At 41.9% G+C, this 14,801-nt stretch carries 7 protein-coding genes; 5 read left to right on the forward strand and 2 right to left on the reverse strand.

What is annotated here, in order from left to right; translation table 11 throughout:
• Positions 1-10: 10 nt before the first annotated feature.
• On the reverse strand, positions 11-2,947 hold the full coding sequence (locus tag ABUA47_RS04535) for a SusC/RagA family TonB-linked outer membrane protein (protein ID WP_081106211.1): 2,937 nt from the start codon (positions 2,945-2,947) through the stop codon (positions 11-13).
• A gap of 882 nt (positions 2,948-3,829) precedes the next feature.
• Positions 3,830-5,020, reverse strand: coding sequence for a site-specific integrase (locus ABUA47_RS04540; protein ID WP_061412937.1), 1,191 nt, complete (start codon positions 5,018-5,020; stop codon positions 3,830-3,832).
• 453 nt (positions 5,021-5,473) lie between these two features.
• On the opposite strand from ABUA47_RS04540, the gene ABUA47_RS04545 reads away from it, so the two are divergent.
• The 5 genes from ABUA47_RS04545 to ABUA47_RS04565 all read left to right on the forward strand — a co-directional run bounded on the left by ABUA47_RS04545 (position 5,474) and on the right by ABUA47_RS04565 (position 14,692).
• Complete coding sequence (locus ABUA47_RS04545) at positions 5,474-8,686, forward strand: SusC/RagA family TonB-linked outer membrane protein (protein ID WP_016274178.1); 3,213 nt, start codon at positions 5,474-5,476, stop codon at positions 8,684-8,686.
• A gap of 25 nt (positions 8,687-8,711) precedes the next feature.
• Positions 8,712-10,340, forward strand: a complete 1,629-nt coding sequence (locus ABUA47_RS04550; RefSeq protein WP_349824491.1) for a RagB/SusD family nutrient uptake outer membrane protein — start codon at positions 8,712-8,714, stop codon at positions 10,338-10,340.
• 31 nt (positions 10,341-10,371) lie between these two features.
• Complete coding sequence (locus ABUA47_RS04555; RefSeq protein ID WP_008665763.1) at positions 10,372-11,148, forward strand: hypothetical protein; 777 nt, start codon at positions 10,372-10,374, stop codon at positions 11,146-11,148.
• A gap of 187 nt (positions 11,149-11,335) precedes the next feature.
• A complete protein-coding gene (hflX, locus tag ABUA47_RS04560; RefSeq protein ID WP_005824258.1) occupies positions 11,336-12,592 on the forward strand; it encodes a GTPase HflX in 1,257 nt (418 codons plus the stop codon).
• 108 nt (positions 12,593-12,700) lie between these two features.
• The gene (locus tag ABUA47_RS04565; protein ID WP_005824256.1) at positions 12,701-14,692 is read left to right on the forward strand and encodes a DUF4954 family protein; all 1,992 of its coding nucleotides are present in this window, start codon (positions 12,701-12,703) and stop codon (positions 14,690-14,692) included.
• Positions 14,693-14,801: the final 109 nt, after the last annotated feature.

Raw genomic sequence — 14,801 nt, forward strand, 5'->3', positions numbered from 1 at the left:
CAATTTTAAATTAGAAACCAACATTTATACCAAATAAGATTGTACGAGGCAATGGAACCGTACCTGCACCGTCCAATACTCCGGTTACACCTCCCAATTCCACATCGTAACCTTTGAAACTACCATCCAAGTTCCATACACAGATATTCTCCAGACTTCCAAAGAAACGTACTGTCTCCAACTGTATCTTCTGTGTCCATTTTTTTGGTAGAGTATAACCTAAGTTGATATTTTTAAATTTAATGAAATCTGCATCGTGCAAATAGCGGCTTGATGTAGAATGAGAACTTGAAGTGTTATTGGGCAAGAATGCAGGATTCGGAGCGTTTGGATTCTCTTTTGTCCAATAATTCGCTTGATCTTTGATGGCTTGATAACCGTTGTTGTTACCATCATTCAGCAAATTGGCTTCGTACGCATCATATATCTTTCCTCCAAAACTATAAGTAAAGAGGAATGAAAGGTCTAATCCTTTAAATGTAAATGTGTTATTCAAACCTCCAAATACATTGGGAAGTGCAGAACCAAGTTTGTATTTGTCTGCAGTAGAGTAAGTTGAAGTGGTAGTTCTTTCACCTGTCGGATTACCTTTATCATCTTTTACGTCTTTATACCAAAGTGGAGCACCGGTTTCTTTATCTACTCCGGCCCATTCTTGCATGTAAAATTCATAAAGGCTGTAGCCTACCGTACGAACTTTTGTACCAACAACTTCCTGTTCTTCGGGATAAGAAGTGATTTCATTCTTGTTAAAAGAGATATTGAAGTCGGTTCCCCAATTAAAGTCTCCGGCTTGAATATTCAGGGAATGCAAATCTACTTCTATACCAGAGTTACGCATACCACCCAAATTAGACATAATTATGTCCAACCCCGTAGAACCGGCTAAAGGTTTTTCCAATAACAGTTCATCAGAGTTTTTGATATAATAGTCAATGGATCCATGCAGGCGACTGTTAAGTACTGCAAAATCCAATCCCACATTGAAGTTTTTGGATTTTTCCCATGACAAATCAGGATTTGCTAATTGAGAATGTCTGAAGCCAGACTCTCCGTTATAATTGGCTCCACCTTCATAGAAAGCTTGGTAACCATATAAGTAATCAGATGTTTTGTTACCTGAAGTACCATAGCTGGCACGTAGTTTCAAGTCATCGATCCAGGTAATATATTTCATGAAGTTTTCTTCGCTGACGCGCCAATTTAATCCGACACTCCAAAATGTACCATAACGATGTCCCGGTGCAAAACGTGAAGAACCATCGGAGCGAATACTGAATGAGGCAAAATATTTATTCTGATAATCATAATTTAATCGACCAAAATAAGAAAGCATGCGCTCTTTATCTGTTACAGAACCTACTTCTTGCGGAGTAGCAGCTACATTCAGCTCTGTCAAACCACCAATCGGAAATTTTGTTCCTTGTGCATAAGTGCGCTTGTACTCTTTATTATAGATTTCATAACCAGCCAATACCGAGAAGTGATGGTCTTCCTTTATGTTGAAATTATAATTTAATGTACTGGTCAATCCAAAAGTGTTGTTCCAAATGGCATATTTGTACAAGCGTCCTTGTGCAGCTTTACCATTACCATGCTCCGCATTATACCATTGCGTTTCATCCAAATTAATATAATCATATGAAAGACTTGTTTTCCAATGAACTCCATAAAAGTTGAAATCCACGTAGGGATTTACCAAAACACGGTATGTGTTAGTTGCATATTTGTCAGTTTGTGCAAATGATATAACATTCATATCCTGAAATATGGGATTCTTGAAGTTATAAAGAGGTTTGCCATTCTCATCATATTGCATTTGGAAATTTTCATCCAAATCATATACTGGAACAGCATTGGGTAGGAAAATACCATTAGTCAAAGGACTAGCACCACCACCTCCACCTACAGGAGTGTTTTGTTTTGCCAAAGAGAAAGTGGAATTGATACCCATACTGAACCAAGGTTTAATTTCCGTTGAGACATTTGCACGACCTGAATATCGTTCAAAATCCGAACCAATCACAATACCCTCTTGATTCATATATCCCATAGAAATGAAGTATTTTGATTTCTCGTTTCCTCCATTTACACTGATATCGTATTCTTGTGACATCCCGGTTCTGAAGACTTCATCCAACCAATCGGTATCAATCATCAATTGAGCGCCAGATGTCAAGTCGCCAGAAGCATCCAGAGGGTTAGCAACATTATATGGATTTCGCCCATACATGCTTTGTGTGGATTTGTTGGCTGCAGCAGAAGCTTCTTCTGAGGACATGCCTTTAGCAATATTATTATTATAGAAGCCTCCATAATACAGAGCATAATGTTCGGAGGCATTCATCAAATTATAACCACCAGAAGGGAGTTTGGAAGATGACATTTGAGCTTTAAAGCTAACCTTGGCTTGTCCTTTTTTACCCTGCTTCGTTGTAATCAGAATAACACCATTGGCCGCACGTGATCCGTACAGAGAAGCAGCAGAAGCATCTTTTAAGATGGTAATAGACTCAATATCATTCGGATTTAAGTTTGAAAGTGGATTTGCACTTGTCCCATATTTACTGGTATTTGCAACTTCACTTAAGTTTGCAGCTTCAATAGCAACTCCATCTATAACATAAAGTGGGGTACTTGAGGCAGACATAGACCCGATACCACGAATACGTACCTGTGTAGACGAACCCGGTTGACCGGAGACACTTGCGATCTGCAGCCCAGGAGACAATCCTTGTAATGCTTTTTCAAATGAAGTAACTGGAAGCTTTTCCATATCACTGGATTTGATAGTAGCAACAGAACCTGTTAGTGAGTTCTTCTTTGCAGTACCATAAGCTATGACTGTTACTTCATCAAGAATTTCACTGTCGGACTTTAAGATGACTCTTAAAGAAGGTGCGACAGCCACCTCTTGCGTTTGCATACCAACATACGAAATTAGCAGAGTTTTCGCGGAACTACAACACTCTTATTTTATTAATAATCAAGCGATTATACCATGTGATAGAAATCACTATAGCGAAATTTCCTTTCTCACAAGGTGTATGTATAGGGGTACAATGTATAAAACCTTACTGCTGTGATACTATTTGTTGGATTAATGACTTGGTTATCATATGTATATCATAAAGTTAATACGTTGCTTAAAGATTTTAAATGATTCTTCCTCTTATATGAAGAATATCTTTTGTCAACATCTATCATCCTAGCTGCTTTCAATGAAGCATTTACTCTACATTGTCATTTTATTAGCGAAAGTACTAAAGTCTATGTAAAAGAATATTTCAATAGCTTCAAAAAACAGTAAACTCAAAACTTTGTGATTAGCTAAACAATCAAGACAACTGTTGTTTCTTCATAACAGTTTTCATCATTTTTGCTTCCACACTTCCACCCGCTCCTTGTATCCCTCTATTCATCGGCATTACAGACGCTGTGGAAGCAATGCAAAAGTGTGGAAGCAAAATTTGCTTCCACACCTCCAATCAGTCTTAAATATTGATAACACACCAATGTCAATCTTCTATTTACACTATACTATACTTAATTGATTCTCAGCAATTTCTCACTGCAAAACTTTGCAAACCTATTGCAGCGATACTGCAAAGCTGTTGCAGTGATACTGCAAACTAATATGCAGTGCGGCTGCAAACTAATATGCAGTGCGGCTGCAAGCAATATGCAGTGATACTGCAAACAATTTGCAGTAGTACTGCAAAACGTATGCAGTGAGTTTGCAGCGAGCAGGCTGAAACTGAATAGTGAGTGAACAGACTTTAAAGGAGAAGTATATGACTAACGATATGAAAGTGTAGTATTGGCTATGCTAAGTTCGTGTTTTTTTAGGCAAAGGCATGAGTGCATGGTTCTTTTCTAAATCATGCACTATAGTCATATCCATTACATTTGTATACACTTGTGTGGTTTTAACACTTTTATGCCCCAATAATTTTTGCACCGTTGTAATGTTTACTCCATTATAAATCAATAGTGTTGCATTAGTATGGCGAGCAGTGTGAAATGAAATTTTTTTTGATAAACCAGCTAGGCGGGAAATCACAATTAAATCCTTGTTCACATTAGAGTTATCCCTTAAATGAAAGAAGCTTTGTAAGTCATCCCGATATTTGTCCAGAATAACAAGCCCTTTTCCTTCGAATAAGAGATAAAGAGGTAATCTGACTTCTGTACTCGTCTTTATGGATTTATAAATTAGCCAGGTTTCTTGACGAATCTTCACGATGTTATCGGGTGATAAACTGATAAAATCAGAATATCTCATTCCTGCATAGCAACAAAACAAGAATGCATCTAAAGTCTTTTGCAATTTAGTATATCTGCCAGCCAAGTTTAATTTCTCCAACTTCTCCAACTCTTCAGGAGATAAGTGCGTATGCTTGTTTTCTATAGTTTTAATTTTGTACTTTCGAAAAGCGTATTTTTGTATCTCCATATAATCCTTGTTGATGGCGACATTTATATGTCGCTTCAGATGCTTCATATGTTTGGCTATCGTATTTGTGTGATAACCTCTTGATTGCAAGAAATATTCAAAGGAGGATATGAATTCGAATGTTAAATCAGAAAAGGTTACATCCTTTTTGAACTGTTGTAATAATGAAAGAGTGGAGAGATGATTTCGTTTTGTACTTTCTTTTAGAGTAGAGTTTGCTATCTCTTGCCTAAAAAAAGGAATAAAAGAGGTTTTGTTTTCGCTTGTGCTCAAAACATCCTTTAGTAACTCTAATGAAATACGCCTTCCTTGCTGCCACAATTCCAACTCTTTTTTTTCTATCATAGCCATGAACTCATATATCAATCTATTCAGCGCATCTGCATTAGGATGATTCTTCACAATAAGCTTTTTATTGTCCCACTGTTCTGGCTTTAAATAAACTTTGGTTGAAAAATACTTTTTCTTTCTGTCCAAATAGGCTTCTACTTGCACTAATGCCATTCCTTTTTTATTCAGGCTTCTTTTTCTGTTGTACACTAGATTGTAAATAATTTTACTCATTTTACTTGATTTTAATTAATACCAATAACAAATAAGACGATATTCTGTGCTCGATGGGATTAGAATAAGAATTAATATCTTTAAAAAGTGTCTTTTTGTGTTTAGCTATTAATCGGTATTTAGCCTCCGGGAACTCTCAATTTGTTTCAAAATCAGGTCTGTTCTCTGTTTTAGCGGCTTATTTATTAACCATTTTGTTTTAAAATATGTGTATTTCTTGGAAAAATCATCCTAAAAGAGGGAATCATAGTGATAGTAAACATAAGCCAGTTTAGGTTTTTTAAGTGTGAAAAATCTGTTATTAAGCATAAAGCAGTATGTTTAATTAACAAATTGATAGATTTACAAGGTTTTTTCAATAAAATAGTTGTTCGTTTCAGTTTTATTAATATATTTGCACTTTGTTAGAGTAAAGAAACAATTAATGTAAAGTTAAACTTTAAGAGAGAATTTATGAAAAGAAAATTAATGCTGTTATTGGCCTGTCTTTTTGTCGGAATAGGCCTAGTAACTGCCCAAACCCAGAAGGTTACAGGTGTTGTAATTTCTGAAGAAGACGGGCAGCCAGTTATTGGAGCCTCTGTATTGGTAAAAGGTACACAAATTGGTGCTATTACCGGTGTAGATGGTGATTTTACATTACCAAACGTACCAAGTTCCGCGAAAACTCTGGTGATTTCTTATATTGGTATGCAGACCCAAGAAGTGGCAATAAAACCCAGCTTAAAAGTGGTGATGAAGTCTGATACTGAGATGCTTGATGAGGTAATGGTGGTTGCTTTCGGTACAGCAAAGAAGTCTGCATTTACGGGTTCGGCTAAGGTGGTTGGTACCGAAAAGCTGGAGCAGTCGCAAGTGACGAATGTTACTGATGCCTTGGCAGGTGCTGTGCCGGGTGTGACACTGACTTCCAATGACGGTGCTCCGGGTTCAAAGTCATCCATCAAGATTCGTGGTTTTAGCTCAATCAATGCAAAGAATGACCCTCTGATTATTGTGGACGGCGCTCCTTATAGCGGTGATATTAATAATATCAATCCTAACGACGTTGAGTCAATGACAGTATTGAAGGATGCGGCTTCCAATGCTCTTTACGGTGCTCGTGGTGCTAATGGTGTAATTATCATCACTACCAAAAGGGCCAATATGTCGGGAGAGGCTAAGGTGACTTTTGATGCTAAGTGGGGTGCTAACACTCGAGCGTTGCAGAAATATGAAGTGATTGACAATCCTGGCATGTACTACGAGATGCATTATCGTGCCATGAACAATTATTATAAGTCAACGGGAATGAATGACCAAGCTGCATGGCTTGAGGCAAACAAGAATCTGTTTGGCTCCAACGGTGGATTGGGATACAATGTATATACAGTTCCCGATGGGCAATTCCTCATCGGTCAGAACGGTAAACTTAATCCCAACGCCACATTGGGTAGAGTTGTGAATTATAAAGGACGTGACTATCTGCTGACTCCGGATGATTGGGAAGATGTGGGAATGCGTACCGGTCTGCGTCAGGAATACAACTTCTCGGTGAGCGCAGCCAATGAAAAGTCCTCTTTCTATGTTTCTTTAGGTTATCTTGGAAATGAGGGTATCACTGAAGGCTCTGACCTGAAACGTTTGACAGGCCGTTTGAAAGCCGACTATCAGGCAAAGAAGTGGTTGAAGATTGGTGGTAATATGGGATATGCACGTTTTGATTCTAACTCGTTGAGTAACAATGGTACCAGTTCGTCTACCGGTAATATATGGGCGTTTGTTACCCAAATGGCTCCCATCTATCCCGCCTACGTGCGCAATGCTGACGGCAGCATCATGGTGGATAATAATGGTATTGGAATGATGGACTACGGTAGTGGTATCAATGCAGGTATGCAGCGTCCTTTCATTGCTGATGCCAACCCTATTCTAGACAATAAACTAAATACCAGAAACTCTGAAGGAAATGCCATTAACGGCAACGCCTTTGTAGATATAACTCCTATAGAAGGCCTAAAGGTGACATTCAATGGTGCTTTCAACTTGGATGAGACACGTCATAGTTACGTTTACAATCCTTACTACGGGCAGTTCGACTCCACTGGCGGTACAGTGAGTAAGTATCATACACGTACTTACGATTACAACCTGCAACAACTTGTTTCTTATGCCCGTTCGTTTGGCGACAATAACTTCGATATTCTTTTAGGTCACGAATATTATGATTATCGCTACTATGAACTTGGGGCCAGCAAGTCGCAGATGTTCTCTCAAGGCAATAAGGAATTGGATGGTGCCATTATCGACGGACAAGGTGCTTCTTCCTATAAAGAGCGTCGTAACAATGAAGGTTTCTTCGGCCGTTTGCAATACAATTATGACGAACGCATCTTCGGCTCGGCTTCTTTGCGTCGTGATGCTTCCAGCCGTTTCCATCCGGACCATCGCTGGGGTACATTCTGGTCGGTAGGCGGTGCGTGGCTTATCAACAAAGAAAGCTGGTTTGATGCTTCATGGGTGCAGGAACTGAAGCTGAAGGCTTCTATTGGTTCACAAGGTAATGACAATATCGGTGACTTCCTCTATACGGATAGATTTAACATTATCAACTCTAACAACAGCCTTGGTACTTCATTTAAATCTAAGGGCACTAAAGACATCACTTGGGAAACCAACACTAACTTCAATATCGGTGCAGAGTTCCAGTTGTGGAACCGTGTAACCGGTAGCATCGAGTACTACAGACGTAAGACTTCGGATATGTTGTTCTCATTTACCGTGGCTCCATCATTGGGTTATGCTTCCTATATGGACAACGTTGGTAACATGGTCAATAGTGGTGTGGAAATGGACTTCAATGTGAATATCTTCGATACACGTAACTTTACGTGGGATGTGAATGTGAACATTTCAACCTTGAAGAACCGTATTACGATGCTTGATCCTGATAAGTTGATTACTACTGAGTATACAGCTGATGGAAAAGGATATAAGGGCTATTCTAACGGAAGCTTCTTCATTGGTGAGGATTTGTCTATGTTTACATGGCGCTTGAAGGAGTATGCCGGAGTGAATGAAAAGGGTGAGTCTTTGTTCTATAAGAATGTCAAGGACGAGGCCGGCAATATCACCGGACGTGAAACGACTACGAATCATGCTCAGGCTGACTATTACATCACAGAGGAAAGCTCAATACCTAAGGTGTATGGTGGTTTCGGTACCAAACTGAAAGTATATGGCGTGGACTTCGGCATAAACTTCACTTACCAGATTGGTGGTAAGCAATATGATGGTACGTATGCTTACTTTATGTCGTCACCTTATGGTACGGCTGGTTACAACTACCATAAGGATTTGCTGAACTCATGGACTCCTGAGAACACAAATACTAATATCCCTCGTTTCCAGATGAACGACCAATATTCAGGGGCAATGTCTACGCGCTTCTTGACAAATGCAAGCTTCTTGAATATCCAGAATATTAATGTGGGCTACACGTTACCTTCCAAGTGGACAAGAAAGTTGGCCATCAACTCATTGCGCGTGTATATGTCGGCAGAAAATGTTTTCTATTGGTCTAAACGTAAAGGGTTCGACCCACGTCAGTCATACGACGAGACAACCAATGCTACTTTCTATTCACCGATGCGTACCATCTCCGGTGGTGTGTCATTTGAGTTCTAAACCTAATATATAGATTACAATGATTATGAAGAAGAATATATTCAAACTATTTTCGGTTATGGTCGTATCGGCCACGGTATTGACCGGCTGTATAGAAGAGGTTTTTCCCGAAGATTCTACAGCGACCTCCGATCAGATTGGTGCATCGGCAACAGCGATTGAGGCTTCGCTTAATGGCTTGCCATCGCAAATGGTACAAGGCTATCTAGTGTACGGTAAGCAAACACATGAGACCGACCTTGCTTATCCCTCATTGATGTTGGCCCAGACAGAACTGCTGGGTGATGTCGTGGCTACGGATTACGGATATGACTGGTGGTGGCGCTTCAATGCCAATAATGGTATGAACGACACCGGCTATTATTCATATTTGCCTTACTTCACCCTATATAAGTTCGTTAAATCGGCCAATGACGTGATTGCGGCCGTTGATGTGACTGATCCCACAATTACCGATGAAATGCGTGGGCTTGGAAGTATAGCCCATGCTTTCCGTGCATTGGACTATTATACGCTGATGGTACTTTTCGAACCGGTAGAAAACATCTATACCGATTGTAGCAAGGTACTGGGGCTGACGGTGCCCATCGTGACTGAGGCAACAACTAACGACATTGCGAAGAGCAATCCGCGTGCAACCCACGAAGAATTGGTGAATTTCATTCTTGCCGACCTTGACAAGGCAGAGATAGGTCTGGAGTCTTATACACCTGTCAGTAAGAACTTCCCTGACTTGGCGGTCGTATATGGTCTGAAGGCCAAAGTATATATGTGGGATGGTCAGTTTGCTAAAGCGGCCGAGTATGCCCGCAAGGCTATTGATAAGTCGGGAGCAACACCTATGAGCGAATCACAGTGGCATAATCCCACTACCGGTTTCAATACGGCTACTTCTGCATGGATGTGGTACTTTCACCCCACGGCTTCCAATATGGGTAATCTTGCTAATTTCATTGGTCACATTTCCAATGAAGCGGATTGGGGATATGCTTCTTTGTCTAAGCTTCAGATGGCACGTTCACTTTATGACGCGATTCCTGCTACCGATTTCCGCAAATATTCTTACCTTGACCCGGACAGAAGTACTTACGCTTACCAGTCAGTGAGAGGCAATGCATGGCTGGATGAACAACCGGATTATATGTCATTGAAGTTCCGCCCCGTGGGTGGTGACTATAACACTTATTCTGTGGGTGCGGCTGCAGATATTCCCGTGATGCGTGTGGAAGAGATGTATCTCATAGAGGCTGAAGCAGTAGGTGCCAGCCAGAATGTGGCAGCAGGCGTACAGTTGTTGAATAACTTTATGAAGCAGTACCGCCAGAGCAATTACAATTTCAGTACGGGTGATTTGCGTAATTTCCAACTTGAGGTGTTGAAGCAGATGCGTATCGAGTTCTGGGGTGAGGGAATCGCATTCCCTACGGCTAAACGTCTGAAACCGGATGTCATTCAGAATTATGAGGGTACCAACTTTATAGAAGATATCTTCAAGATAAACTGTAAAGGTGTGAAGCCCAATTGGACATTGATGATTCCTAAGACCGAAGTCGATTCAAATACCGCCCTTCAGGGAATGAACAATCCGGACCCGTCCGGTGCTATTGCTAAACGTCCTACTCCGATAGGGGAGTTTGCACCGGGTAACAATTAACCAATGAACTAACTTTTAATAGAATTTGTATATGAATAAGATATTCAATAAATTGTTTTTGGGCTTGGCCGTATGCGGTTTGGCTATGACGGCTTGTTCAGACGGTGTGGAGTGGGAGCCTTCTCCGGTTCCTACCGAGGGTGTACAAGCTTATATTTATGCTGATAACACTGATTTGACTTATTATCCGAATGATGAACAGTTTTTTGTGGTCAAAATCGGCCGTCAGAAAACAGATGCGGCTGCATCTATCCACTTGACTACAGATGCAGAGAACGTAACAGTGCCGACAACGGTTGATTTTGCTGCCGGTGAAGCACTCAAAGAAGTAAAGATTGCGTTTGACATAGCTGTGGGTACTACTGCATCTTATACTATTGCCATTCCTGAGGAAGATTCCTATGTTTATGGCTCACCCAAGGTGACGGTCAATATAAAGCGTGACTATACTTGGCTCAATATAGGTACAGGCTACTATGCATCTCAATTATTTGGCGAGGGTTGGGATCAACCTGTACTGAAGGCTAAAGAGGCTAATATCTATAAGCTGGAAGATTGCATTACGAAAGGATATCCCATCATGTTTACGTTAAGCGATGACAATCAAGAACTGATAGGTTGGGATCCTCAACCTACTGGTTATGACAAGACGGACTATGGTATGCTATATTTTGCAGCTGCAGGTATGGAGCGTAAAGGGAACGTGTTGTCTTTCCCGATGCAGGGCTTAGTAATACTTGACGGTGGTAAATGGGGAGTACTGTATCAGGGATTCACGGAAACGTTGGAGATGCCGGAAGGGTTCTGATTATCCTGGCAATTAGATAACATGTAATTTGAAATGGCATGTAAGATGAAGTTCGACTTCATTTTACATGCCATTTTTCTATTGTATCTGTTTTTATTTTATTCCCCTTTTTAAGGCGCTTCCGCCAAAATTATTTATATTTGCTGCCCGAACCAACAATACGTATATATAATAAGGTATAGAAACTATGAAAGAATTTGTAATCTCCGAAGCGCAGGCAGAAACAGCGGTATTGGTAGGTCTTGTCACGAAGACTCAGGATGAGCGTAAGACCAATGAATACCTGGACGAGCTTGCATTCTTGGCTGAGACAGCCGGGGCGGAAGTAGTGAAGCGGTTTACCCAAAAGCTGGATGCAGCGCATTCCGTGACTTATGTCGGCAAGGGCAAGCTGGAAGAAATTAAAGAGTATATCCGGAATGAAGAAGAAGCCGAACGCGAAATCGGCATGGTGATTTTTGATGATGAACTCTCCGCCAAGCAGATACGCAATATAGAAGCTGAACTCAAAATCAAGATACTGGACCGTACGTCCTTGATTCTCGATATCTTTGCCATGCGTGCCCAGACTGCCAATGCAAAAACGCAGGTGGAGCTGGCGCAGTATAAGTACATGCTCCCCCGTCTGCAACGTTTGTGGACCCACTTGGAACGCCAGGGTGGTGGCTCCGGTGCCGGTGGAGGTAAAGGTTCCGTGGGACTTCGCGGTCCGGGTGAAACGCAGCTGGAAATGGACCGCCGTATCATCTTGAACCGTATGTCATTGTTGAAGGAGCGTTTGGCTGAGATTGACAAGCAGAAGTCTACCCAGCGGAAGAACCGCGGACGCTTGATTCGTGTGGCATTGGTGGGATATACCAATGTAGGAAAATCCACATTGATGACTTTGCTTTCGAAAAGTGAAGTCTTTGCAGAGAATAAGCTGTTTGCCACGTTGGATACTACGGTGCGTAAGGTGATTATTGAGAACCTGCCGTTCCTGCTATCCGATACGGTGGGCTTTATCCGTAAATTGCCGACGGATTTGGTAGACTCCTTCAAGTCTACTCTGGATGAGGTACGCGAGGCGGACTTGCTGTTGCATATCGTAGACATCTCTCATCCGGATTTTGAAGAACAGATAGAAGTTGTGAACAAGACGTTGGCAGATATCGGTGCCGCCGGTAAGCCCATGATTCTTGTATTCAATAAGATAGACGCTTATACTTATATAGAGAAAGCGGCTGACGACCTTACCCCCAGAACCAAGGAAAACTTGACACTCGAAGAACTGATGAAGACGTGGATGGCTAAGATGGAGGATAACTGCCTCTTTATTTCTGCCCGCGAAAAAATCAATATGGAGGAACTGAAGAGTGTAGTTTATCAGCGTGTGAAGGAATTGCACGTGCAGAAGTACCCCTATAATGACTTTCTTTATCAGACCTACGAAGAAGAAGTTTAATTTTAGTTATGAGTTATAAGTTATGAGTTATTTGCTGGCAGCGGTTTGAATCGGTAGTGCCGGCAAAGGCAATAACTTATAACTCATAACTCATAACTCGTTATAAGGATGAATTACAGAAGACTGACCGAAGATGAAATTCTCCGGTTGAAGAGCCAGTCATGTCTGGCTGATGATTGGGGGAAAGTAACCGTTGCAGAAGAGTTCTCAACGGAATTTGTGCATCATACCCGTTTTTCGGGTGAGGTGTGTTTGGGAGTGTTCCATTCAGAATTTATGTTGCCGGGAGGAATCAGGAAGCATTCCGGTTTGCGGCATGTGACGCTGCATAATGTAACGGTGGGAGATAACTGTTGCATTGAGAATATCCAGAACTACATTGCCAATTATGAAATAGGGCATGACACCTTCATTGAGAATGTGGATATTATTCTGGTAGACGGTGTGTCGAAGTTCGGTAACGGGGTAGAAGTGTCTGTCCTGAATGAGACGGGAGGCCGTGAGGTGCTGATTAATGATAAACTCTCCGCACACCAAGCCTATATTCTGGCGCTTTACCGCCATCGCCCGGAGCTGATTGCACGGATGAAGGAAATCACGGATTTTTATTCCAACAAACATGCTTCTGCTGTAGGAAGCATCGGGAACCATGTAATGATATTGAACACCGGTTCCATAAAGAATGTGCGCATCGGTGATTATTGCCGCATCTGTGGTACATGCCGTCTGTATAACGGAAGCATCAACAGCAACGAGGTGGCGCCGGTACACATCGGGCATGGGGTGATTTGTGATGATTTCATCATCTCTACCGGGTCTCATGTAGATGACGGAGCTATGCTGAGCCGCTGCTTCGTGGGGCAGGCATGCAAGTTGGGACACAACTACTCTGCTTCGGATTCTTTGTTTTTCAGCAACTGCCAGGGAGAGAACGGGGAGGCGTGCGCTATTTTTGCCGGACCTTATACGGTGACACACCATAAATCCACGTTGCTGATTGCCGGTATGTTTTCCTTTATGAATGCCGGTTCGGGGTCCAATCAGAGCAACCATATGTATAAGTTAGGGCCTATCCATCAAGGCACTTTGGAGCGTGGTGCCAAGACGACTTCCGATTCGTACATCTTGTGGCCTGCAAGGGTGGGAGCGTTTTCCTTGGTAATGGGGCGCCATGTCAACCATTCTGATACTTCGAACCTGCCGTTCTCTTACTTGATAGAGCAGAATAATACCACCTACCTTGTACCCGGTGTCAACCTGCGTAGTGTGGGTACCATCCGTGATGCCCAGAAGTGGCCGAAACGTGACGGGCGTACCGACCCGAACAAACTGGATTACATCAACTATAATCTTCTCAGCCCCTACACGGTGCAGAAAATGTTCAAGGGACGGGAAACGTTGCAGAATCTGCGTCATGCCAGTGGCGAGCTTTCGGATATCTATTCTTTCCATAGTGCGAAGATACGTAACTCGGCTTTGGTGAAAGGTATCCGCTTCTATGAAATAGCCATTCATAAGTTCCTCGGAAACTCTGTCATCAAGCGCTTGGAAGGCATTGACTTCCGGAGCAATGAAGAAATACGTGCCCGTTTGAAGCCCGATACTGCCATTGGCAGCGGCGAATGGGTGGATATTTCCGGATTGATAGCCCCAAAGAGTGAGATAGATGCGCTGATAGACGGTATTGAGTCCGGCAAAGTCAATCGCTTGAAGTCTATCAATGCCGAGTTTGAGAAGATGCACAGCAACTACTATACCTACGAATGGACCTGGGCGTATGAGAAGTTGGAAGAGTTCTATGGTATCAAGCCGGAAGGTATGACGGCAGAAGACGTCATACATATTGTCGAAAAATGGAAAGAAGCAGTAGTTGGCCTCGACCGCATGGTGTATGAGGATGCTAAGAAAGAATTTTCACTGGCTTCCATGACGGGCTTTGGAGCTGATGGCTCACGCTTGGAAAAGGAACTCGATTTTGAGCAGGTACGCGGCGACTTTGAAAGCAATCCGTTTGTAATGGCTGTGCTGAAACACATTGAGGTGAAGACGGCGCTGGGCGATGAACTGATAGGGCGGATGCAGCGGGTGTCAGAAAATTAATTATGATTTGTTGCGTTTTTACTCTAATTAAAGAATTATTTCAATAATAGTTTTTACCTTTGCTCGGTAAAGGCGGTTTTGTGCTGCCTTTGCTACCCGAATCACTTTT

Source organism: Bacteroides sp. RTP31139st1_H2_RTP31139_211217 (genome assembly GCF_040227615.1).
Classification (GTDB): Bacteria; Bacteroidota; Bacteroidia; order Bacteroidales; family Bacteroidaceae; genus Bacteroides; species Bacteroides uniformis.

What these genes read in the sequence shown, in the direction of transcription:
- ABUA47_RS04540 (WP_061412937.1), bottom strand. Translation starts at nt 5,020, where the DNA reads ATGAGTAAAATTATTTACAATCTAGTGTACAACAGAAAAAGAAGCCTG.
- ABUA47_RS04545 (WP_016274178.1), top strand. Translation starts at nt 5,474, where the DNA reads ATGAAAAGAAAATTAATGCTGTTATTGGCCTGTCTTTTTGTCGGAATA.
- ABUA47_RS04550 (WP_349824491.1), top strand. Translation starts at nt 8,712, where the DNA reads ATGAAGAAGAATATATTCAAACTATTTTCGGTTATGGTCGTATCGGCC.
- ABUA47_RS04555 (WP_008665763.1), top strand. Translation starts at nt 10,372, where the DNA reads ATGAATAAGATATTCAATAAATTGTTTTTGGGCTTGGCCGTATGCGGT.
- hflX (WP_005824258.1), top strand. Translation starts at nt 11,336, where the DNA reads ATGAAAGAATTTGTAATCTCCGAAGCGCAGGCAGAAACAGCGGTATTG.
- ABUA47_RS04565 (WP_005824256.1), top strand. Translation starts at nt 12,701, where the DNA reads ATGAATTACAGAAGACTGACCGAAGATGAAATTCTCCGGTTGAAGAGC.